Below are 21,773 nucleotides of genomic sequence, written 5' to 3'. Positions count from 1 at the left end.
CGCGCGATCAAGCCCGGCCAAAGCCGGCACCGGCCGACTGGGCAGCGTCGCCTTAGGGGCCGCAAACTGGCCTTCGCTCACTGATATCCGCAATGCAACAAATCCCTCTGGCCCGTCCGCGCATTCTGCTATAGGGGTGCGCACTTGCAAACAGGATCGCAGGACACATGAGCACACGCGCCGGATTTATCGCCCTGATCGGAGAGCCCAACGCAGGCAAATCCACCCTTCTGAACCGCGTGGTCGGAGCCAAAGTCTCGATCGTGACGCACAAAGTGCAAACCACCCGTGCTCGTATCCGTGGCGTGGCGATGGAGGGCGATGCGCAACTGGTCTTTGTCGACACGCCGGGCCTCTTCAAACCGCGCCGCCGTCTGGACCGTGCCATGGTAGCCGCCGCTTGGGGCGGGGCTGCGGATGCGGATGTGGTCGTGCTGATGATCGAGGCGCATCGCGGTATCACCGAAGGTGTCGAACGCATCCTCGAAGGCCTCGAAGAGATCGGGCAGGGCCGCACCATCGCACTTGCGATCAACAAGATCGACAAGGTGCCCTCGGAAAAGCTGCTGGCGCTGACCAGTGACCTGAATGCGCGTTATCCCTTTGCCGAGACCTTCATGATCTCGGCCGAAAAAGGTCACGGTGTCGACGACCTGCGCAAATGGCTGGCCTCGGAACTGCCCGAGGGCCCGTGGCTCTATCCAGAAGACCAGATTGCGGATCTGCCTCTGCGCATGATCGCGGCTGAGATGACGCGCGAGAAACTGACTCTGCGCCTGCATCAGGAACTGCCCTACCAGCTGACCGTCGAGACCGAGAACTGGGAAGAGCGCAAGGACGGCTCGGCCAAGATCGATCAGGTCATCTATGTTATGCGTGATGGCCACAAAGGGATTGTGCTAGGCAAACGTGGTGAGACCATAAAGGCCGTCAGTCAGGCGGCGCGTGCCGAGCTGGAAGAGTTTTTGGACCGCAAGATTCACCTGTTCTTGCAGGTGAAAGTCCGGCCAAACTGGCTGGAGGAGTCCGAGCGCTACTCGGAAATGGGTCTGGATTTCAAAGACGGCAACGCATGACCCGGGCCAAGAATTTTCGTCGAAAATTCTCAACCCCTACGGAAAGGTCAGAACCATGACCCGGCTGACGGCTGAATTCTGGGTGCATGCCTATCTGGCGCGGCTGCGGTTTCAGGAAATACCGGCTTTTGTTGTGGCGCATGGGGATGACACCGCTGGGGCGGTGCTTATCAAACTCAACACACTCAACGGGCGGGCCGCAGCCTTTCAGCGCAGTTTTGATCTGATGAGTGGCGAGCGCAAATGGGTGGAGCTCTCATCCGGAGAAGAGGCAGACGTAGATGCCGCCATCACCCGCCAACGCAGTTTTGACCCCGACCTTTGGGTGATCGAGGTGGAAGACCGCCAAGGCAGGCACCTGCTGGGTGAAGAAGGTCTGGACTAACCCGCGCCAAATGATCTTGGACGTGCGGCGCAAAGCGACTATTTTGCTTTGCAACCGGCTGAATGAAACGGCCCAATCTTCCGGGGGCCGCAGGAACAGGAGGGGGTTGAGTGGCTGAAACGCTTGCCCAGAAACTGGAAAACTCAAATCTCGGTCACTGGATGCAGCGGTTCGAGGGGTTCATGGTCTTCATCGGCGTCGTTGGCCCCTTCGCCACGCTTCCACAACTGATCAAGCTTTATTTCACCCACTCCGAACATGCGACCGGACAGTCGCTGCTGTCCTGGTCTCTGTATGCTGGGCTGTCGTTTTTGTGGTTCGCCTATGGGCTGGTGGTGGGCAAGTTGCCCATCTATGTGGGCAACGGTATCTCAATGGTGCTGAACCTGCTGATGGTTATCGGCATTCTGATTCACGCAGGTGTGACGTTCTAGGGCGCGCGATCAGCCTGCATCGCTAAAATAGACAAAGCTCATCTTGTTGCCATCAGGATCGCGCGCATAAGCGCCATAGAAGTTCGGGCCATATTGAGGTCGATCTCCGGGGTCACCTTCATTTGTTCCGCCATTGGCAAGAGCCTCGGCATGCACCTCGCGAACTTCCGCTTCACTTTCGCAAAGCAAGCCAACCATGTTACCGTTTCCAACCGTCGCGGCCTCTTTGTCAAAGGGCGTCGCGACCCACATGGACCCACCGCCCCGCAGCTCGTAACAAACAGCGTGGGGCATATATTCAGCAATAACCTTGCCGCCGATTTTGGGTACAACCGCATCGTAAAAGCTTCGCGCTTTGACGACATCATTTGAACCGATCATGACATAGTTAAGTGACATTTCTTAAATTCCTCCGTGCAGAACATAAAGTGAACACTATTGCGTGAACAGATGTCACGCAACGTGTTTTTGGTGTTCCACAGGGTCAACCTGACGCGTTTCTACCTTGAACCTGCAACGGCCATAAGATTTCCTGCGTATATATCTGGTGACCTGACGAGGCCAAACTTGGACTGGCGTGATCACGGCATTCTTCTGACCTCTCGCCGTCATGGTGAGACAGCGGCGATCATCGAGGTCTTTACCGAAGCCCATGGTCGACATGCAGGTGTTGTGCGCGGAGGCACCAGCCGCAAGATCGCCCCGATCCTGCAACCCGGCGCGCAACTGGACGTGCTTTGGCGCGCGCGGCTCGAAGAACATCTTGGCACCTTTCAGGTCGAACCCCTGCGTTCGCGCGCTGCAGCGGCGTTTTCAGGGCGGCTGGCGCTGGCCGGATTAAATGCGGTGGTGGCGCTGCTGTCCTTTTGCCTGCCCGAACGCGAGCCTCATCCGGCGATCTATCAGCAAACAGAACAGTTGATGGACCTGCTGGGTCAGGATGACATCTGGCCACTGGCCTATCTGCGCTGGGAACTGGCGCTGCTGGAAGAGCTGGGCTTTGGCTTGGATCTTTCGGCCTGCGCAGTGACAGGGGCGACCGAGGGGTTGGTCTATGTCTCTCCGAAAACCGGCCGCGCGGTCAGTGCGGCGGGGGCAGGGGACTGGGCCGATAAGCTGCTGCCTTTGCCCCCCTGCCTGCGCGGCGAAGGCGCGGCTCCGGATACCGAGATTGCTGAAGCCTTACGCACAACCGGGTATTTTCTGGAAAACCATCTGGCTCCGTCGCTGGGTCATACGCCGTTGCCGGACGCACGCGCGCGATTTGTGGCGCAGTTTACTCGGCGGCTTTGAACACCATTTCGTGCCCGTCCTCATTGCGCAGGATCAGCACATCGCCGGACACCTCGGACTGGGTCATCGCCATCAGTGCGGCGAAATAAAACCCCTCGGCTTCAAGCCCGGCGCAAGCCGCGCGGGTGGCGACAAGATCGGTGATCTCAAACCACGGGTAGGGTGCATTCAGTGTACCTGAATAAGTGTTGCACGGGGCATTGCCCTCAATCCGACCCTCTTCGGGGAATCGCAAAAGGGCGCTGGCCTCAAAAGGCTGCCCGTCGATCTCTTGCAAAGCCCATGTCTGATCCGCTGCGCCATAGGCGGCGACAGTCTCATCCTTGTCGCATTGGAACAGGGTCAAAAGGGGCAGGAACAAGGCCAGACGTAACATCGCAATATCCTGTCAGTAGGGGTTCACACCGCTGATTAACTCTTCGCGCACTTCAAGGCGGGGGCGCCAGTTGTATTTGGTGTCCTCGCGCACCTGATCCCAGTAAAGCACCCCGCTGTTGCGCCACGGGTCAAGGATGATGCCTTCATACATTGAATCTCCCTTAGCGCTGATCAGAGCCGAATGGTGGATGATCCGGAACGCAGTTGGAGGCGACGTGGCCCAGTGCAGGTCCAGCGTGCGAAAGTTCTCTTGCTTCAAACGCGTGGTCATGGCCTGCGCCCAATCATTGCACAGACCTTTTTCGCGAAATCCGTTGATGACCTTTGCGTTGTGGATGATGGCTGGATCGGTGACGTTCCAGTCCTGTTTCAGTTGATTGGAATAGGCATAAGATATCTCGGCTGCACGCCGCGCCTCGGCAGGGTCAACCTTGGGGTCAAGCTGCTGGATCGCTTGTGCCAATTGGTCCACATCATCGGGCCCGGTGTTTGGTGCCATGGCGCATCCGGCAAGGGCCATGCAGGTGGCCAAAACTGCGATGATGATCTTCACGCTCGATTCTCCTCTGGCCAGCTTGGGCGCTGGGTTTGGTTGACGCCCTTTACCCGATTTCTGCGCTCGATCCGAGGGGGAAGTTTCGCCCATTAAGCCCTGAAACCGAGTTGTACAACTCGGAAGAAATAGGCCTGAAGGTCCGTACAACACGAAAGAAAAAGAAAACCCGGCGCAAGGCCGGGTTCAGTTGGGGAAACCGCGTCGCTTCGGGCGTCAGCCCAGCAATCGACGCGCGATGACTTGCGCCTGTATTTCTGCGGCGCCTTCAAAGATATTTAGGATGCGCGCGTCACAAAGCACGCGGCTAATTTTGTATTCCAGAGCGAAGCCGTTGCCGCCATGAATCTGCAGCCCGTTATCCGCCGCAGCCCAAGCAACTCGAGCACCCAGTAGCTTGGCCATCCCGGCCTCAAGGTCGCAACGTTGACCGTGGTCTTTTTCCCAAGCAGAATAATAGGTTAGCTGCCGTGCGATCATAATTTCGACCGCCATCATCGCCAGCTTGCCCGAGACGCGAGGGAAATTGATCAGAGATTTGCCGAACTGCTTGCGGTCTTGTGCATATTGCATGGCAATGTCCAAAGCACTCTGCGCTACGCCGATGGCGCGGGCAGCCGTTTGGATGCGGGCAGATTCGAAGGTTTCCATTAACTGCTTGAAACCTTTGCCTTCTTCGCCGCCCAGCAGGTTTTCACCCTTCACTTCGAAGCCGTCAAATCCCAGCTCGTATTCCTTCATGCCACGATAACCCAACACCTCAATCTCACCACCAGTCATGCCGGGCGTGGGGAAGGGGTTCTCGTCGGTTCCAGGTGTCTTTTCAGCCAGGAACATGGACAGCCCACGGTGATCGGTACTGTCGGGATTAGTCCGCGCCAACAAGGTCATCACATGGGTGCGCGCCGCGTGCGTGATCCATGTTTTATTTCCTGTTATCTTATAGTTACCATCTTCACCCTTGACGGCCCGCGTGCGCAGGCTGCCCAAATCCGATCCAGTATTGGGTTCAGTGAAAACAGCGGTTGGTAGGATCTCGGCGCTGGCCAGTTTTGGCAGCCAGTTGGCCTTTTGTTCATCCGTACCGCCCGCGATGATCAGTTCTGCGGCGATTTCGGACCGTGTGCCCAGAGAACCCACACCGATGTACCCGCGCGAAAGCTCTTCCGAGACCACACACATTGAGGCTTTGGATAGGCCGAACCCGCCGAATTCTTCGGGGATGGTCAGACCGAACACGCCCATCTCGGCCAGTTCCTCGATAATCTCGATTGGGATCAGTTCGTCCTTCAGGTGCCATTCATGGGCATTAGGCTCAACCTTTTCAACGGCATAGCGGCGAAACTGGTCTCGGATCATCTCCAGTTCTTCGTCCAGACCAGACGCACCAAACATGGTGGCACCGGACTGGTCCTGCATCAACTCAACCAGACGCGTGCGCGCGGCCTGAGAGTTGGCTTGCGCCATCAGTGTCTGCACTTCGCTGCATTGGAATCCCGACAGAGCATCCCAGCCAAGGCCAAGATCCTGCAAACGTACAACCTCGCCCTGGTTCATCGGAATACCACCGGCGATCTGATGCAAGTATTCCCCAAAGGCGATCTGATGCAACAGCTGCTCCATCTCGCCGAATTTTCCCTCGGTCTGAAGCGCCTCGGCCCAGCGCTGCATCTGCTGCAGCGACTGGTGGTATGTGGCCAGCCAAGCTAGGCCATGGGCGGCTGTCTGATTGGCCTCGATCAGTGCGCCCGATATGCGACCTTCGCTTGTCACCTGCGCGCGAACCGATTCGACCGCCTTATCGAACACCGCTTGAACGCCGGGCAGGGCTGCTGCGCTGAGTGTTAGAAGATCGGGCAAAACCGCTGGCTGCGTCATGTTCGTCACATCCTGTCCGTCATGGGCCATGAATCACGTCCTCTGCTGGGTTGTCTGGTCATATCATGCTGCACATGCAGCGCAACAAAAATACGCAAATCATCCATAAAAAGTTCAAAAATTGCTTAGTGACTTTTGCAGTGCAGAAATTTTTTGGACTGGTATGAAGGGTCGATGGGACTATTTTCACTTATGTCGCCGCAGGATTTCTGTCTGGCTTTGGTCGTTGCCTTCGTCGCGGGCTGGGTCAAAGGCATGGTCGGTTTTGCCATGCCAATGGTGCTTGTTTCTGGTCTTAGCATGATGCTGCCGCCTGAGCTGGCGCTGGCAGGTCTAATCTTGCCCACGCTGGTGACCAATGGGGTGCAGGCCTTGCGGGAAGGTTTACCTTCGGCGGCGGCGTCAGTTCGAAAGTTCAAGGTATTTCTGAGCGTTGGGCTGGTCTGTCTATTGGCCAGCGCGCAGCTGATCAACATCTTGTCGCCCAAGGCATTTTTGCTGATCTTAGGCGCACCAGTTTCGTTCTTTGCTCTGATGCAACTACTGGGGCTGAAACTGACGCTGCAAGCGCCCTCAATGCGGGTTGAGGCTATCGTGGGTGCGGTGGCCGGTGCTGTCGGCGGCATCTCGGGCGTGTGGGGACCACCAACCGTGGCCTATCTGACAGCCTTGAATACACCGAAGAAGGATCAGATGCGGGTGCAGGGCGTGATATACGGTCTGGGCGCTGTGGCGCTTATTGTGGCGCATCTAGGTTCGGGTATTCTAAGGACTGACACAGCGGTGTTCTCAGCGCTGCTGATTATCCCTGCCTTACTGGGAATGCGCGGCGGTCAGTTTCTGCAGGATCGTATCGATCAGGCACAGTTCCGCAAACTCACTCTGCTTGTACTGCTGATTGCAGGGCTGAACCTGCTGCGCAGGGGTCTTTTGGGTTAATTGCGTCTTCCAGCAAACCGAAAGGCGAAATAGAGGCCCAACATTAGGAAAAAAAGACCTGAGATATCACCGATCAGATAGGCGATATACTCGGCCGTTGCGCTGCCGAAGGCCATGTTGGTGAGAACGGACACCAATACCGATGTGATGATTCCAACGCCCATCACGCACAGCCAGCATGGCTTCCGATCGACGCGCGGAAACAAATCCCAGCCCAACGCCTTGCAGACATAAAAAACCGCTGGAACTGTGGTGACCGCGATAGTGATCGCCAGCAATCTGCTGGGCAGAAGAACATCCCAACCGCCCACAAGGGCAAAGACGATGGCAACGCCGGGCAACAGTGCGAATATCGCCCTCCATCCCAATAACCAGGCCGACAGAACCCGCACGCCGTGCGGCAGGAACAATAAGCTGGCATAGCTGGGGTATGCGGGAAAAAACACGTTCTGAAGCGGCATCAGCACCTGGAATGTTAGGAACGATGCAGCGACATAGGCCAAAGAGGCATAGAATGTTTCAGAGGCCCATCTGCGCACGGGGTCAGCCGATTACAGATCTGGGGTGGCGATCACCTGGGCGCATGAACCAGATACCGTCCGCGATTGGCGCTGCCGCTTTGCGACAGATAACCCTTTTGAACCAGAGACTTCAGCGCGCGGAAAAATGTCGGGCGAGATACGCTTTTGACCAGCGTGTGTTCGATCAGACCAAAGGTGCGTACTTCGCGATCATCTTTAGACAGTTCTTCGGCGGCATAATAGATGTCGCGTTCGACCGGTGAGAGTTCTTCCAGCCCAAGAGTGCGCTCCATGCTTTGCATCAGTTTGCGCAGTTCGGTGAGTTTTGAGATTTCAGTCATTACTTGCCTATAGTTTCCGTGACGGACCGAGGCAGTTCGAAAGGCTGACCTTTTGAACACATCACGCCGACACCCATCCCCGTGTAGAAATAATCATTACCTTGTTGAACGGCCCGAGACATGATGTGAGTAAGATAGCCCGGATCGCCCGATGTTCAAATTTAACAGAAGCCGCTGCCAAAGGACGCCGGGCTTCGAAGCGTCTTGGGTAAATTGCGATAGCGCATGTTGCACGTTATCGCAATGAACTTGTCTGTGTGCACACAAGGTGCCGAAGCGTAAGCTCTGGTGGGTCAGGGGCCATGATGGCCCCTGAATTCGATCAACCGATCGCGACAGCTTTGATGTCTTCGTCGATGAAGGGCAGGTACTGCTCGAAGTTCTCCGCGAACATGTGCACCAGCTTTTCCGCCTGTTTGTCGAACGCTTCCTGATCGTCCCAGGTGCGGCGCGGATCCAGCAAGACCTCGGGCACACCAGGGACAGAGACCGGCACATCGAAGCCGAAATTGGCGTCCTTGCGGAATTCCGCATCGGTCAGTGATCCTTCCAGTGCAGCCGTCAGCAGCGCGCGGGTGGCCTTAATTGGCATGCGGCTGCCCACGCCGTAGGCACCTCCAGTCCAGCCGGTGTTGACCAACCAGCAGGTCGCGCCATGCTGAGCAATCTTATCGCGTAGAAGGTTGCCATAAGCCTCGGGGCGGCGTGGCATAAAGGGCGCGCCAAAGCAGGTCGAGAAGGTGGGCTGCGGTTCGGTCACGCCACGTTCGGTCCCGGCGACCTTCGAGGTAAAGCCGGAAAGGAAGTGATACATCGCCTGCGCAGGCGTCAACCGAGCGATCGGAGGCAAAACGCCGAACGCATCGCAGGTCAACATGATGATGTTCTTAGGATGCCCGCCCAATGCAGTTTTCGACGCGTTGGAGATGTATTCCAACGGGTAGGCGCAGCGCATATTCGCTGTCAGAGAGTCGTCGTTGAAATCCAGCTCTTTGGTCTCGGGATCAAAAACCATGTTCTCGATCACCGTGCCAAATTTCGAGGTGGTGGCGTAGATTTCTGGTTCGGCTTCGGCGTTCAGGTTGATGGTCTTGGCATAGCAACCACCTTCAAAGTTGAAGGTGCCTCGATCCGACCAACCGTGTTCGTCATCACCGATCAAGGTGCGCGACGGGTCGGCAGAGAGGGTGGTCTTGCCGGTGCCGGACAGGCCGAAGAATACGGCGGTGTCGACCGGGTTGCCAACCGCGTGGTTAGCCGAGCAGTGCATCGGCATCACGCCTTTTTCGGGCAGCATATAGTTCAGCAGGGTGAAGACGGACTTCTTGTTCTCGCCGGCGTATTCGGTGCCGCCGATCAGGATCAGCTTGCGGTCAAAGTTCAGTGCAATCACCGTTTCGCTGCGGCAGCCATGCTTTTTGGGGTCCGCCTGGAAGCTGGGACAGTTGATGATAGTAAAGTCAGCCTTGAAATCATCCAGATCCTCACGATCCGGGCGGCGCAGCAGGTGGCGGATGAACAGGTTGTGCCACGCCAGCTCGGTTACCATGCGCACATTGATCGAGTAGCTGGGGTCAGCCCCACCCACGAGGTCCTGCACGAAGTAGTCGCGGCCTTTCATATGGGTCAGCATATCTTCATAGAGCGCGTCAAAACCTTCAGAGCTCATGGCGGCGTTGTTTTCCCACCAGATGCTGTCGGCAACACTGTCTGTCTTGACAACATGCTTGTCCTTGGGCGAGCGGCCAGTGAATTTGCCGGTGGTGACCAGAAAGGCGCCGCCATTGCCAAGGGTGCCTTCGCCGCGCTTCAGCGCTTCTTCGATCAGCGCCGGTTCCATGAAGTTGTAATAGACATTGCCCAGACCCTCGATGCCCTGATCTTCGAGGCGGAATTGCGGGTTAACCCGTCCAGATGTCATGTGTGTCTTCTCCTGTGGCGGCGCGAGGGCCTTGGGCCGGGTGCACCATTGGGGCGGATACCGGAAAGAGCCGGCGGTCAAGCGCCTCTTATCACGGTATTTTGGGACATGAACAGGAGGGTTGGGGGTAGTTAGCGCAACCAAGTTAAGGTTTAGCGCCATCACGAATTGTGTGCCGTAAATCAAGGCAGCTATTTGGGCGCAGCAAGGCAAATTTGCCGCATACCTGCCGCAAGAATGGCACGATTCGAGGTTACGAGTTGATTCGGTGGCTCAAAACCGCCAACAATGCCTTACAAAAAAGCGTATTATTGCGCGAGTGAGCAGGAATAGGGGTGAACCCGATGTCAAAGATTGCACTGGTGGACGACGACAGAAATATCCTGACGTCCGTGTCCATGACACTCGAAGCCGAAGGGTTTGAGGTCGAAACATACAACGATGGTCAGGCTGCGCTGGACGCTTTCAACAAAAAGCTGCCAGACATGGCCGTACTGGATATCAAGATGCCGCGGATGGACGGCATGGATCTTCTGCAAAGGCTGCGGCAGAAAACCCAGATGCCCGTGATTTTTCTGACCTCCAAAGATGACGAGATTGACGAGGTTCTGGGTCTGCGCATGGGTGCAGATGACTACGTCAAAAAACCATTCTCTCAGCGGCTGCTGGTCGAACGGATTCGCGCCTTGTTGCGCCGTCAGGAAGCGGTCGATGGTGATGTGACCAACGCGGCCTCGGGCGATACAAAAGTGATGGAGCGGGGCGAGCTGCGGATGGACCCGCTGCGCCACGCAGTCAGCTGGAAAGGCAATGATGTCTCGCTGACAGTTACCGAGTTTCTGCTGCTGCAGGCCTTGGCGCAACGTCCGGGCTTTGTCAAAAGCCGCGATCAGCTGATGGATGTGGCTTATGATGATCAGGTCTACGTGGATGACCGGACCATTGACAGCCATATCAAGCGTCTGCGTAAGAAGATGCGCGCCGCCGATCCCGAGTTTTCGGCGATAGAAACGCTGTACGGTATCGGGTATCGTTACAACGAAGAATAGGCGCGGCCGTTTTATCAAGCCGAAGGGGTCTCGTGCGCGATACTGAACAAGCCAACCAAGTGCACGACGCAGACGTCGTTCTTGGGGATGACTGGGTCATCCCCCAAGACCCTGATGCTGCCGAGCTACAGGCCAAGCGTTCGCGACGAAACCTGTTTTCGATGCGCTATTCGCCCCTGGCGCGCAGGATTATCACCTTCAACCTCATTGCCCTTGTCATTTTGGTTGCAGGGCTGCTGTATCTGGACGACACGCGAAAAGAACGGGTTCAACAGACCGCGCAGAACCTGGTCGGTGATGCGCAACTTGTCAGCAACGTTTTTGAAACCCAGCTGCGTCAACCCTCTGCCAATGGTGCAGGCACATTGGATGTCCGTGATACGCTAGCGGGTCTCAGCTTGCCCGAAGGCGGCGAGGTTTTTGTTTATGACGGCACGGGCACTCTGATCGGTTGGACACGCGGGGCGTCCATGGCCGACAAATTGCCCAGCCTTTTGCATCAGGACGCCGACAGCGCCACTGGAAGCACTTTGATCAGCGACGCATTGAATGCGGTTTGGAATGGTGTGTCTGCGGTCTTTAGCGGTTCTTCCGAAAGCGAGGCTCCGACGCTGGCGCAACGGGTGCAGGAAATGATCCCGCAGGCGCTGAACGGCGGATTGCAAGTACAGGCCGTGCACGACGATAAAGGCAAGACGGTGATTGTCGCCGTGGCCCCGATCCTCTTGGACGATACGCCTGTGGGTGCCGTTGCTATGGCGGGCCCGGCGGGCGAGATCGATGCGCTGGCCCGCAAGGAGCAAGAGCGGATCCTGCAGATGTTTGTGGTGGCACTGCTGGTCTCGATCGGTCTGAGCCTCGTTTTGGCCTCAACGATTGCCAATCCTCTTGCTGATCTGGCCGCCGCTGCCGAGATGGGCAAGGACCGCGGAGCCGGAGTGAACCCCGGACGTATCCGCATCCCGGATCTCAGTGCGCGCCCGGATGAAATCGGCCGTCTGAGCCAGGCTTTGCGCGGGATGGTCACGGCGCTTTATAACCGCATTGACGCGAACGAACAATTTGCGGCCGATGTCGCGCATGAGATCAAGAACCCGTTGGCCAGCCTGCAATCCGCCGTGGGCACCATGCGCATGGTAAAACGCGATGATCAGCGCGAAAAGCTATTGGGCGTGATTGAGCATGATGTGCGGCGATTGGATCGACTGGTCAGCGATATCTCGAACGCATCGCGGCTGGACGCGGAACTGGTGAAAGAAGAAGAGCAGCCCTTTGACCTGCTCAATCTGCTTGGCAATATCAGTCAGTTTCTGGGTGAAGATGCCCGTTCGAAAGGCATCGAATATATCACTGACCTTCCCTCGGACCCCATCGTGGTCAACGGGCTCGAGGCGCGTCTGGCGCAGGTCTTTGTCAACCTGATCACCAATGCGATTTCGTTCTGTGAGGACAAAGACGCCATCCGGGTCTGGGTCCGCCGTCGTGACAACCGCGTCCTCGTGGTGGTTGAAGACACCGGTCCCGGCATTCCTGATCAGGCGCTGACCAAGATCTTCAAGCGTTTCTACTCCGAACGCCCCGAAGAGCATTTCGGCAACAATTCGGGCCTTGGATTGGCGATTTCGAAACAAATCGTCGAGGCGCATGGTGGTGTGATCTGGGCAGAAAACATCCGTCCGACCGAAGCCGATATCACCTCGGACCCGCTAGGTGCGCGGTTTGTTGTCGGGCTTCCCGTCTAGGTTATGAGCACCACCCCACTTTCTGAGATAGCGGGTCAAGGGTCGGCCTGCATTCATGGGACCTGTGTTGTGGTTCAGGAAAAAGGCTTATTGATCATTGGCGCCTCGGGTACGGGCAAATCTTCTTTGGCGCTACAGATGATGGCGCTTGGGGCGCAGCTTGTCGCGGATGACCGGGTCGAATTGACTGGACAGGCCGATCACGTGATGGCAGCTGGACTTCCGCAGATCCGCGGCCTGATTGAAGCGCGCGGCATCGGGTTACTGCGAGCTGAAGCCGCGAGGCCGGTCCGATTGGCATTTGTTGTGGATATGGACCAACCCGAGCCCGCGCGATTACCTGAACCCGCTGAAATTCTTGTGTTGAAGCAAACTGTTCCCTTGCTTCGGGGGGCTGGCGTGCCCAATTTGGCTGCAGGACTTATTCAACTTGTGAAAATGGGGCGCGTAGCCCCGGAATGGCCGAATACATGACAGCACAACAGCGCGTCGTTCTGATAACAGGTCCTTCCGGTGCAGGGCGATCGACCGCAATTCATGTGCTTGAAGATCTGGGGTTCGAGGCGATTGACAACCTGCCGATGGGGTTGCTGGCTCGCCTCGTCGACAATTCGGAGCCTGCGCGCCCAATGGCTTTGGGTATCGACGCGCGCAACCGCGATTTTTCAACCACCGGGTTTATCGAACTTGCCGCCAAACTGGGCCGGATGGAGAATGTCGACCTGACGATCCTCTATCTGGATTGCCGGGACGAGGTGCTGCTGCGTCGCTTCTCGGAGACCCGCCGCCGTCACCCGGTTGCGACTGATGCCAGCCCGGAAACCGGCATTTGTCAGGAAAAGGAACTGTTAGCCCCAATTCGCGAGTTTGCCGACACGCTGATCGACACCAGCGCGTTGAATGTGCATCAGCTGCGGGAAGAGGTCGAACGCTGGTTCGCCCCAAAGGGCGGGCGGCATCTGGCGGTGTCGATCGAATCCTTCTCGTACAAGCGGGGCTTGCCGCGCGGTTTGGACATGGTGTTCGATTGCCGGTTTCTGGCCAATCCATACTGGCGGCCTGAACTGCGGGATGCGGATGGTCGAAACTCGGATGTGGCGGCCTATGTTCAATCAGATGCAAACTATGGCGTCTTCTTTGACCGGGTGGTCGACCTGCTGATCGAACTGCTTCCGGCCTTCCGTGAGGAAGGCAAAGCGCACCTTTCAGTTGCATTTGGGTGCACCGGAGGGCAGCACCGCTCGGTCGCGGTGGCTGAAGCAGTTGCAAAGGCCCTTGCAGAAGGGGGGCAGCAGGTGGCAATTAGGCATCGCGAAATGGAACGACGCGCGTTGAATGTGAGGCCGGAGTGATCGGGATCGTTATTGTTGCACATGGTGGGTTGGCTCAGGAGTATCTTGCGGCCACGCAGCATGTGGTTGGAAAGCAACCCGGACTGGTGGCCATCCCGATAGAAGCCGACCATGATCGCGAAGCGAAACAAGTTGAAATCTGCCGCGCGGCGGACGAGGTCGATATGGGCGATGGCGTCGTTGTGGTGACCGATCTGTTCGGCGGCAGCCCCTCGAATCTGAGTCTGCGCGCATGTGCGCCACAAGACCGGCGAATCCTCTACGGGGCCAACCTTCCCATGCTGATCAAACTGGCCAAAAGTCGCCACTTGCCACTGGGCGAGGCCGTGCGTTTGGCTTTGGAAGCTGGACGAAAGTACATCAATGCGCAAAATGTGACATTGGATTGACACCGGATAGATTCATATGACGACCAAGAGTTTGAAAATTATCAATGAAAAGGGCCTTCACGCCCGCGCTTCTGCCAAGCTGGTCGAGGTGGTCGAAGGCTTTGATGCGCGCGCCGAGGTGTCACGAGACGGGCTTTCTGCCTCGGGCGACAGTATCATGGGCCTTTTGATGTTGGCAGCGTCGCGCGGAAGCACTATTGACGTCGAGACGTCCGGCCCGGATGCTGAGGCGTTGGCAGAGGCTTTGGAAACATTGGTGAACGATAAGTTCGGCGAAGGGTTCTGACAGCCACGACACCAAGGACGGAAAGACAAGGCAATTGGCGGAAACCACGCACGATACCAAGACAGGTCCTGTAGTGGATCACGACACCGATCAGGGTGAAATCTACGACCGCAGAACCCTGACCTACGCCAACTCGTTTGACGATGCCTGGACGTCTACGGCCATTCGCGCCATCGAATGGTGCACAGGCAAGCTGACCATCTTGCGCATGGTCAACAAGTTCGAGAAGCAGAACGAACGCTATCGAGGTCAGAAGTTTTGGGGCGGCGCGCTCAAGACCATGGGTATCGAGCTGACAACCCCAGCCGAACAGATCGCCCGCATTCCAAAAGAAGGCGCCGTAGTGGTCGTCGCGAACCATCCGCACGGCATGGTCGATGGCATGATCTTCGCTGAACTCATCGGCCGTGTCCGCAGTGACTATCGCATCCTGACCCGCTCAGTCCTGACCGGGTTGGATGAAGCTGCGACCTCATTCATGATCCCGGTGCCGTTCCCGCATGATCCTGAAGCGCAGGCCAAGATGCTCGAGATGCGCAGCAAGACGATGAAACATCTGGCAGATGGGGGCGTTGTCGCGTTATTCCCGTCAGGTGTTGTGATGTCTTCGGATGATTGGTTCGGACCAGCCATCGAGCGGGAGTGGAATGTCTTCACCGCGAAGATGATCCGTAGGTCGGGTGCCAAGGTCGTGCCGATCTTCTTCCCCGGCAGCAACTCGCGCTGGTATCAAATTGCCAACCGGATATCGCCCATCCTGCGCCAGGGCCTACTGCTGCACGAAATCGTCCGATCCTGCAACAGGCCCCAGTCGCCGGTGATCGGTGACCCGATTTCGGATAAAGACATGGACCTGCTGGAACGCGACCCCCGCGGTTTCATGGCATGGCTCCGTGATCACACCATGGCGCTGGGCAAGACGCTCAAATCCTGATCCGCCCCTTCATCTGGCCAAAAATATCTCGGGAGTGAATTGAGCCATAGGCTCAAGAGAGGGCTGGCCCTCTCAGATTCTACCGTGTGGGTACCGGAACCTCGCCTCGATAATCATAAAACCCGCGTTCGGTTTTGCGTCCCAGCCATCCGGCTTCGACATATTTCGTCAACAGCGGGCAGGGACGATACTTGGTGTCTGCCAGTCCGTCATGTAACACGTTCATGATCGCCAGACAGGTATCCAAGCCGATGAAGTCCGCCAGTTCCAATGGGCCCATAGGGTGGTTTGCGCCCAGTTTCATCGATTGGTCAATGGACTGCACATTCCCGACACCTTCATACAATGTGTAAACCGCCTCATTGATCATGGGCATCAGAATGCGATTCACGATAAAGGCCGGAAAATCTTCGGCGCTGGCTGAGGTTTTGCCAAGCCGGTCCACTACGGCTTTACAGGAGTTAAAGGTTGCTTCATCGGTGGCGATGCCCCGGATCAACTCGACGAGCTGCATCACAGGGACCGGGTTCATGAAGTGGAATCCCATGAAACGTTCGGGCCGGTCGGTGCGGCTGGCCAGCCGGGTAATTGAGATCGACGAAGTGTTCGATGTCAGGATCGTATGTGGCTGTAGGTGCGGCAACAGGTCTTCAAAGATTGCCTGTTTCACCGTTTCCCGCTCGGTCGCGGCTTCGATTACAAGATCGGTCTGCCCCAAATCCGGCAGATTCAGCGTCGTCGTGATCCGACCCAACGCGGATTTCACTGCATCATCCGAGATTTTGCCGCGCGACGCTTGACGCGCCAGGTTGGTTTCAATGGTTGCCATCGCGCTGTTTAGCGCGTCCTGGCTGACATCGTTCAGTAGAACATCATACTCTGCCAACGCCATAACATGAGCAATCCCGTTGCCCATCTGTCCAGCGCCGATCACTCCGACTGATTTTACGTCCATTTGTTCGATGCCCTTGTTCGCAGAATATGGCGACATTATCGGCAGTTCCCTATGGGCGGCAAGGGGACGGGGACAGTCAATTTCGCTTCAAATGCGCGCATTAGGATTTTCTCAAGACTTGCGGCGGCAAAATGGCGGTTGGGTGAATATTTGGGTGAGTGTGATGAGCTATCAATCGATCAATGCGGTCCATTCCGCGGAAACGACGTGCGAATATGAAAATTCGAAACTACGTTTCAGGGGCCCTCAAAGGGCGTTGAACAACCCCTATGTGGCATGTTTGGGGGGCGAAGAGACTTTTGGCCGTTTCGTGGAAACCCCCTTTCCCAATGAGTTGGAACGTCGTCTGGATCGTCGATGCCTCAACCTTGGCAGCCTGTTCTGCGGTGTCGAAGCGTTGACGCAGGACAAAGGGCTACTGGAGATCGCAAACCGATCTGATATATGCGTCCTGCAGTTACCCGGCATGCTGGGGCTATCGAACCGATTCTACCGGGTGCACCCACGACGCAATGACCGTTTCGTTGCGCCAAATGCCGATCTGGTTGCGCTGTATCCCGAAGAAGATTTTACGGATGTCCATTTTGTACAGCACTTGCTGAACCGCCTGTCGGCACGCTCGGATGCCCGAATTGAACTTGTGGAACAAGAGTTGCGCAATGTCTGGATCGAAAAGCTCGGCAAGTTTCTTGCAGAAGTAGGCCCGCCCGTCCTGCTTTTGCATCTGCAAGTGGAGAGAAGCGATTTGGATTCGACACCGGGTGACGGCTTTGCAATCAACCCCGAGATGATTGAGCCTTTGAGACCCCATTGTACGGATATTTTGTCCTTGCAGGTTCAGGTGTCCGGCGCATCCGATGAGCTTGAAGACATGTTGTTTGGCACCCTGCAACAACCGATTGCCGAGCATATGATCGGCCCAGCCACACATCGCAATATCGCTGGCTCACTTGCCCAAGTGATCAACGACCTGGGCGTATAAACAGCAAAGGCCCGCCAGTGGCGGGCCTTCTAAGATTTTTCGTCGAGAAATCTTTGTCTGAAATCAGCCGAGTTTTTCGGTGAGTTCCGGCACGGCCTGGAACAGGTCTGCGACCAGACCGAAGTCTGCGACCTGGAAGATCGGCGCTTCTTCGTCCTTGTTGATCGCAACGATGACCTTTGAGTCCTTCATGCCCGCCAGGTGCTGGATCGCACCCGAGATGCCGACTGCAACATACAGGTCAGGGGCAACAACTTTACCGGTCTGACCCACCTGCCAGTCGTTCGGGGCGTAGCCCGAGTCAACTGCGGCGCGTGAGGCACCAACGGCGGCTCCCAGCTTATCGGCCAGGCCTTCGATCAGTTTGAAGTCGTCTTCCGAGCCAACACCACGGCCACCCGAAACAACAACACCAGCCGAAGTCAGTTCAGGACGGTCGCTTTCAGCAACCTTGTCCTCGACCCACGACGACAGGCCGGGGTTTTCGCCGACCGAGATGGTCTCGACCGCCGCCGAACCACCTTCGCCCGCCGCATCGAAGCTGGCGGTCCGGATGGTCACGACTTTCTTGGCGTCGTTCGATTTCACGGTCTGGATCGCGTTACCCGCATAGATCGGACGCTCGAAAGTGGTGGCATCGACCACGCCGGACGCGTCCGAGATCACCATCACGTCCAGCAGGGCTGCAACGCGCGGCATCACGTTCTTGGCGTCGGTGGTGGCAGGGGCAACGATATGCTCGTACCCATCGGCCAGACCCACGATCAGGGCTGCGGTCGATTCCGCCAGGCGATGACCCAGCGAGGCGTCTTCGGCCACCAGAACCTTGGATACGCCATCGATCTTGGCAGCGGCCTCACCAGCAGCAGCGGCAGAACCACCTGCGGCCAGAACGGTGATGTCGCCCAGCGATTTGACAGCCGCTACGGTCTTGGCGGTGGCGTCAACCGACAGCTCACCATTGTTAACCTCTGCGAGAAGAAGAACAGCCATTATACAGCCCCCGCTTCTTTGAGTTTCTCGACCAGCTCATCAACCGAGCCCACGATGATACCAGCAGCACGTGCCGGCGGCTCTTCGGTCTTGACGACTTCCAGACGCGGAGTGACGTCGACGCCATAGTCGGCGGCGGTTTTCTCATCCAGCGGCTTTTTCTTCGCTTTCATGATGTTCGGCAGCGACGCATAGCGCGGCTCGTTCAGGCGCAGGTCGACGGTCACGATGGTTGGCATTTTGACGGAGATGGTCTGCAGACCGCCGTCAACCTCACGGGTGATCTTGGCAGTGTCGCCTTCGATGTCCAGTTCGGACGCGAAAGTGCCTTGGCTCCAGCCCAGCAGGGCTGACAGCATCTGACCGGTGGCGTTCATGTCATTGTCGATCGCCTGCTTGCCCGCCAGAACGATGCCCGGCTGCTCTTCTTCGACCACTTTGGCGAGGATCTTGGCAACGGCAAGCGGTTCGATGTCCTGATGCACGTCGTCCGCCGCGACAACCAAAATGGCACGGTCGGCGCCCATGGCCAGTGCGGTCCGCAGGGTTTCCTGCGACTGTTTCACACCGATCGAAACGGCAACAACCTCATCGGCCTTGCCCGCCTCTTTCAGGCGGATCGCCTCTTCCACGGCAATTTCGTCGAACGGGTTCATCGACATTTTTACATTGGCGAGATCAACGCCGCTGCCATCCGCTTTCACACGAACTTTCACGTTGTAGTCAATCACGCGCTTGACAGGCACGAGTACCTTCATTTTTGCGTATGCTCCTTACAAAAACGGCAAGCCGCGCAGCGACTCCACCAATGCTCTCGCTGGCTTAGATAGCGGGTCGTGATGTTCTGCGACAGAGCAAAATCGTCACGTCATGGTTTCGAGACGTCGCGTTTTGTCATTTTTTGGACCAGAAACGAAATTTAGTTTCCCGACGGCAGGCGCGATCACCGGTTTGCACCGGGAATCCAGAGCACATCATCGTGCCCGCCGTTGTTGGCACAGCGCGCCGCGACAAAGAACCAATCGCTCAGGCGGTTGAGGTATTTGACAGCCACCTCATTGACCGGCTCCATGTTTGTCAGCTCAACCGCCAACCGCTCGGCCCTGCGCGAAACTGTTCTGCACACATGCAGATGCGCGGCCAAACGTGAGCCACCGGGCAGGATGAAACTGCGCAAGGGCTGGAGCGCTTCGTTCATCGCGTCGATCTCGGCTTCAAGCCGGTCGATCTGAGCGGAAACGATACGCAGGGGCGGATAGTCGGCCTCGGCATCCTTATCCATGTCGGGGCGGCAGAAATCGGCACCCAGATCAAACAGGTCATTCTGGATACGGGACAAGGCGGCTTCGACTTCTCCGTCTGCTTCGGTCCGTGCCACGCCGACAAAGGAATTAAGCTCATCCACAGTGCCATAGGCCGCGACACGCCCGGAATATTTGGCGACGCGCTCGCCATTGCCCAGAGCGGTTTTCCCATCATCGCCGGTGCGCGTGTAAATCTTGTTGAGAACGACCATGCCTTACCCTCCCTGCCCACGCAGATAGACGTAAAGTACGATCAGCAGCACCGCAATGAACTGAAACAGGATACGCAGGCGCATCAGCTTGTTGCTTTTCAGCGCGGCCTCTTTGCCGGGTTTTCCAAAATTGGCAATGCCCATCACCAGCACGACGACGACCGCCGCCATGGCCAGAAGCAGTATGACCATCGTCAGGTCCATAGCTCACCGTCCGTGTTTGTTCAGTTGTTGAGCCGTCATCTAGCGTTGATAGCGGCAAAAGCGAACAGGTAATTTCGCCTCATATGTCCGAGAGGATGCGATCAATGGCCCGGGTGGGCAGAATACGGCGCAGATATCCGGCGATATAGGTGGGCGTCGTCACATAGTATCGCGGACGTGGGCGCTTGGATTCAACCGCATGCGCCAATTTGGCGGTAACAGCCGAGGCAGGCAGTTCGAACTTGTCAGGTCCGGAGGATTCGTAGAGGCGTTTCAGCAGCGTTTCCTCGTATCTCTGTCGCAGGGCTGAGCTTTTCCAGTCAATAAAGCGTTCGAAGACAGGGATCGCGTTCACACGGATCTTCGAGGTGACCGGGCCTGGTTCGATCAGGATGACCTTGATGTCGGTGTCTCGCAGCTCTAGGCGCAAGGTATCGGTCAGGCCTTCGATGGCGTATTTGGTGGCGACGTATGCCCCGCGCCAGGGGAACGCGACCAGTCCCAACACTGATGAGTTCTGCACGATGCGCCCATGGCCCTGAGCCCGCATCACGGGAATCACTTGTCGGGTTAGTTCGTGCCAGCCAAATACGTTGGTCTCAAAAATTAGGCGAAGCCCTTCGATTGGGATATCTTCAACCGCGCCGGGAAGGCCGTGAGCGCCATTGTTGAACAACGCATCCAGCGTGCCACCGGTCGCGTCCAAAACCTGCTGCAGGCCTGAGGTAATGCTATCGGAATCGGTATAGTCGATCAGCGGGCTGTCGAAACCCTGTGCCCGTAGCCGATCACAGTCACGCTGTTGACGGCATGAGGCAAAAACGCGCCAACCGCGCGCGCGCATCCCGTGCGCCGCGTCCAGACCGATCCCGGATGAGCAGCCTGTGATCAGAATTGATTTCTGCATATTGCCCCCGCCTGTGTATTTCGCCCATAGCTATGGCGAGCTTTAGGTCAGGACAATGACACAGTTGCGTCAGTTTGTTGGTTTCCGAACCAGTGAGGCAGAAATCCAACCCACCCGCTGATCAGGGTATAACCGCAACCGCAGCCAGCCGGTGCCGGAATCGCTGAGAACCTCAACGCGCTGGCCAAGTTTGGCTTTGGCGATGATGGGGTAAATCGTTCCGGGCCCATCGCGCATATTGACCCGCGTGCCCGAGATTTCGCGGATATCTTTCTCGGGCTCGATGACCTGATTCACAGGTGTGATGTCATCCTGCACCTCGGCCTCGACCTGCAACAGTCCGGCGGCTCCGTCTTCAAGCGAAGCCAGAGTAAAGCTGACGCCGTTCTCGTCAAATGCAGAGAACTGAGACAGCGGATCGTTGGTGACTTGTGACAGGACGACCGCGGCATCCTCCTCTACTTTTGGCTCGGGCTGAGCGCGCGCCTGTACAATGCGCGCGGCAACGTTGGTCACAAGGTCTTCAGCCCGAGGTGCGTGGTCGTCTTTAGCCCGAGGTGCGTGGTCGGATGCAGGCTCATGTTCTGGCACAGAGGCAACGCGAACCGGTTGCTCGGTGCGGGTGCCGCGCGGTTCGAAATGCGGGCCCCCGCTCATCACATAGAAGCTCCAGCCGAGCATGGCGAAAGTGATAACAATAACACGCTTCATGGCGCACCCCCTGGCAATCGTAACATCAATAAAA

At 57.1% G+C, this 21,773-nt stretch carries 27 protein-coding genes; 13 read left to right on the top strand and 14 right to left on the bottom strand.

Features of this window, described 5'->3' with window-relative positions:
* Nucleotides 1-167: 167 nt before the first annotated feature.
* From era to ACR0DK_RS02795, 3 genes are all read left to right on the top strand, one after another.
* Nucleotides 168-1,076 carry a GTPase Era gene (gene era / locus ACR0DK_RS02805; RefSeq protein WP_480734719.1) on the top strand — a complete coding sequence of 303 codons (909 nt, stop codon included), beginning with the start codon at nucleotides 168-170 and terminating at the stop codon, nucleotides 1,074-1,076.
* A 55-nt stretch (nucleotides 1,077-1,131) separates the two neighbouring features.
* Nucleotides 1,132-1,461 (top strand): DUF1491 family protein, encoded by a 330-nt coding sequence (locus tag ACR0DK_RS02800; RefSeq protein WP_170402292.1) that lies wholly within the window; start codon nucleotides 1,132-1,134, stop codon nucleotides 1,459-1,461.
* A gap of 110 nt (nucleotides 1,462-1,571) precedes the next feature.
* The gene (locus ACR0DK_RS02795) at nucleotides 1,572-1,895 is read left to right on the top strand and encodes a SemiSWEET transporter (RefSeq protein WP_480734718.1); all 324 of its coding nucleotides are present in this window, start codon (nucleotides 1,572-1,574) and stop codon (nucleotides 1,893-1,895) included.
* Between the two features lie 9 nt (nucleotides 1,896-1,904).
* On the opposite strand, the gene ACR0DK_RS02790 is transcribed toward ACR0DK_RS02795, so the two are convergent.
* Entirely contained in the window at nucleotides 1,905-2,294 is a 390-nt protein-coding gene (locus ACR0DK_RS02790) for a VOC family protein (protein WP_170402289.1), read from the bottom strand.
* A 168-nt stretch (nucleotides 2,295-2,462) separates the two neighbouring features.
* On the opposite strand from ACR0DK_RS02790, the gene recO reads away from it, so the two are divergent.
* Nucleotides 2,463-3,188 carry a DNA repair protein RecO gene (gene recO / locus ACR0DK_RS02785; RefSeq protein ID WP_480436098.1) on the top strand — a complete coding sequence of 242 codons (726 nt, stop codon included), beginning with the start codon at nucleotides 2,463-2,465 and terminating at the stop codon, nucleotides 3,186-3,188.
* Here the strand turns inward: recO and ACR0DK_RS02780 are convergent.
* From ACR0DK_RS02780 to ACR0DK_RS02770, 3 genes are all read right to left on the bottom strand, one after another.
* A complete protein-coding gene (locus ACR0DK_RS02780) occupies nucleotides 3,172-3,564 on the bottom strand; it encodes an META domain-containing protein (RefSeq protein ID WP_170402286.1) in 393 nt (130 codons plus the stop codon). The genes recO and ACR0DK_RS02780 overlap by 17 nt on opposite strands.
* Before the next feature lie 12 nt (nucleotides 3,565-3,576).
* The gene (locus ACR0DK_RS02775) at nucleotides 3,577-4,119 is read right to left on the bottom strand and encodes a hypothetical protein (protein ID WP_170402284.1); all 543 of its coding nucleotides are present in this window, start codon (nucleotides 4,117-4,119) and stop codon (nucleotides 3,577-3,579) included.
* 216 nt (nucleotides 4,120-4,335) lie between these two features.
* Nucleotides 4,336-6,027, bottom strand: a complete 1,692-nt coding sequence (locus ACR0DK_RS02770; protein WP_170609732.1) for an acyl-CoA dehydrogenase family protein — start codon at nucleotides 6,025-6,027, stop codon at nucleotides 4,336-4,338.
* A gap of 144 nt (nucleotides 6,028-6,171) precedes the next feature.
* Between ACR0DK_RS02770 and ACR0DK_RS02765 the strand changes: the two genes are divergently transcribed.
* Complete coding sequence (locus tag ACR0DK_RS02765) at nucleotides 6,172-6,936, top strand: sulfite exporter TauE/SafE family protein (protein ID WP_480734717.1); 765 nt, start codon at nucleotides 6,172-6,174, stop codon at nucleotides 6,934-6,936.
* Here the strand turns inward: ACR0DK_RS02765 and ACR0DK_RS02760 are convergent.
* The 3 genes from ACR0DK_RS02760 to ACR0DK_RS02750 form a co-directional block, all read right to left on the bottom strand.
* A complete protein-coding gene (locus tag ACR0DK_RS02760) occupies nucleotides 6,933-7,475 on the bottom strand; it encodes a hypothetical protein (protein ID WP_480734716.1) in 543 nt (180 codons plus the stop codon). The two genes, ACR0DK_RS02765 and ACR0DK_RS02760, sit on opposite strands and share 4 nt — an antisense overlap.
* A gap of 32 nt (nucleotides 7,476-7,507) precedes the next feature.
* A complete protein-coding gene (locus ACR0DK_RS02755) occupies nucleotides 7,508-7,798 on the bottom strand; it encodes a hypothetical protein (protein WP_170392600.1) in 291 nt (96 codons plus the stop codon).
* 322 nt (nucleotides 7,799-8,120) lie between these two features.
* Nucleotides 8,121-9,719, bottom strand: coding sequence for a phosphoenolpyruvate carboxykinase (locus ACR0DK_RS02750; protein WP_480734715.1), 1,599 nt, complete (start codon nucleotides 9,717-9,719; stop codon nucleotides 8,121-8,123).
* A 344-nt stretch (nucleotides 9,720-10,063) separates the two neighbouring features.
* On the opposite strand from ACR0DK_RS02750, the gene ACR0DK_RS02745 reads away from it, so the two are divergent.
* Genes ACR0DK_RS02745 through ACR0DK_RS02715 form a run of 7 tightly spaced genes read left to right on the top strand, consistent with a single transcriptional unit; the run spans nucleotide 10,064 to nucleotide 15,471 of the window.
* Nucleotides 10,064-10,768, top strand: a complete 705-nt coding sequence (locus ACR0DK_RS02745) for a response regulator transcription factor (RefSeq protein WP_170392598.1) — start codon at nucleotides 10,064-10,066, stop codon at nucleotides 10,766-10,768.
* A 32-nt stretch (nucleotides 10,769-10,800) separates the two neighbouring features.
* The gene (locus ACR0DK_RS02740; protein WP_170392597.1) at nucleotides 10,801-12,510 is read left to right on the top strand and encodes a sensor histidine kinase; all 1,710 of its coding nucleotides are present in this window, start codon (nucleotides 10,801-10,803) and stop codon (nucleotides 12,508-12,510) included.
* 3 nt (nucleotides 12,511-12,513) lie between these two features.
* On the top strand, nucleotides 12,514-12,984 hold the full coding sequence (locus tag ACR0DK_RS02735) for an HPr kinase/phosphorylase (protein ID WP_223116927.1): 471 nt from the start codon (nucleotides 12,514-12,516) through the stop codon (nucleotides 12,982-12,984).
* The gene (gene rapZ / locus ACR0DK_RS02730) at nucleotides 12,981-13,862 is read left to right on the top strand and encodes an RNase adapter RapZ (RefSeq protein ID WP_255611801.1); all 882 of its coding nucleotides are present in this window, start codon (nucleotides 12,981-12,983) and stop codon (nucleotides 13,860-13,862) included. The genes ACR0DK_RS02735 and rapZ overlap by 4 nt, the downstream gene beginning before the upstream one ends.
* Nucleotides 13,859-14,251, top strand: a complete 393-nt coding sequence (locus ACR0DK_RS02725; RefSeq protein WP_480734714.1) for a PTS sugar transporter subunit IIA — start codon at nucleotides 13,859-13,861, stop codon at nucleotides 14,249-14,251. The genes rapZ and ACR0DK_RS02725 overlap by 4 nt, the downstream gene beginning before the upstream one ends.
* A 16-nt stretch (nucleotides 14,252-14,267) precedes the next feature.
* The gene (locus ACR0DK_RS02720; RefSeq protein ID WP_170392593.1) at nucleotides 14,268-14,537 is read left to right on the top strand and encodes an HPr family phosphocarrier protein; all 270 of its coding nucleotides are present in this window, start codon (nucleotides 14,268-14,270) and stop codon (nucleotides 14,535-14,537) included.
* A 34-nt stretch (nucleotides 14,538-14,571) separates the two neighbouring features.
* Nucleotides 14,572-15,471, top strand: a complete 900-nt coding sequence (locus ACR0DK_RS02715) for a lysophospholipid acyltransferase family protein (RefSeq protein WP_480734713.1) — start codon at nucleotides 14,572-14,574, stop codon at nucleotides 15,469-15,471.
* A 79-nt stretch (nucleotides 15,472-15,550) separates the two neighbouring features.
* Here ACR0DK_RS02715 and ACR0DK_RS02710 read toward each other — a convergent pair whose 3' ends face one another.
* Nucleotides 15,551-16,426: a 3-hydroxybutyryl-CoA dehydrogenase gene (locus ACR0DK_RS02710; protein ID WP_170392931.1), complete on the bottom strand. Its 876-nt coding sequence runs from the start codon at nucleotides 16,424-16,426 to the stop codon at nucleotides 15,551-15,553.
* 163 nt (nucleotides 16,427-16,589) lie between these two features.
* Between ACR0DK_RS02710 and ACR0DK_RS02705 the strand changes: the two genes are divergently transcribed.
* Complete coding sequence (locus ACR0DK_RS02705; RefSeq protein ID WP_480734712.1) at nucleotides 16,590-17,408, top strand: DUF6473 family protein; 819 nt, start codon at nucleotides 16,590-16,592, stop codon at nucleotides 17,406-17,408.
* 63 nt (nucleotides 17,409-17,471) lie between these two features.
* Here the strand turns inward: ACR0DK_RS02705 and ACR0DK_RS02700 are convergent, their stop codons facing one another.
* From ACR0DK_RS02700 to ACR0DK_RS02675, 6 genes are all read right to left on the bottom strand, one after another.
* Nucleotides 17,472-18,401 carry an electron transfer flavoprotein subunit alpha/FixB family protein gene (locus ACR0DK_RS02700; protein ID WP_170402252.1) on the bottom strand — a complete coding sequence of 310 codons (930 nt, stop codon included), beginning with the start codon at nucleotides 18,399-18,401 and terminating at the stop codon, nucleotides 17,472-17,474.
* Nucleotides 18,401-19,159, bottom strand: a complete 759-nt coding sequence (locus ACR0DK_RS02695; RefSeq protein WP_170392589.1) for an electron transfer flavoprotein subunit beta/FixA family protein — start codon at nucleotides 19,157-19,159, stop codon at nucleotides 18,401-18,403. Before ACR0DK_RS02695 ends, ACR0DK_RS02700 begins: the two co-directional genes overlap by 1 nt.
* Nucleotides 19,160-19,344: 185 nt before the next feature.
* Entirely contained in the window at nucleotides 19,345-19,917 is a 573-nt protein-coding gene (locus ACR0DK_RS02690; protein WP_170425243.1) for a cob(I)yrinic acid a,c-diamide adenosyltransferase, read from the bottom strand.
* Nucleotides 19,918-19,920: 3 nt separating this feature from the next.
* On the bottom strand, nucleotides 19,921-20,121 hold the full coding sequence (locus tag ACR0DK_RS02685) for a twin transmembrane helix small protein (protein ID WP_170392587.1): 201 nt from the start codon (nucleotides 20,119-20,121) through the stop codon (nucleotides 19,921-19,923).
* Nucleotides 20,122-20,200: 79 nt separating this feature from the next.
* Nucleotides 20,201-21,028 (bottom strand): SDR family NAD(P)-dependent oxidoreductase, encoded by an 828-nt coding sequence (locus tag ACR0DK_RS02680; protein ID WP_480734711.1) that lies wholly within the window; start codon nucleotides 21,026-21,028, stop codon nucleotides 20,201-20,203.
* 69 nt (nucleotides 21,029-21,097) lie between these two features.
* Complete coding sequence (locus tag ACR0DK_RS02675) at nucleotides 21,098-21,739, bottom strand: SH3 domain-containing protein (protein ID WP_480734710.1); 642 nt, start codon at nucleotides 21,737-21,739, stop codon at nucleotides 21,098-21,100.
* Nucleotides 21,740-21,773 lie beyond the last annotated feature (34 nt).

This window comes from Ruegeria sp. CE6 (assembly GCF_056537485.1).
The sequence above is the reverse complement of the archived record's forward strand: the minus strand, read 5'-3'. Positions and strand labels throughout refer to the sequence as shown.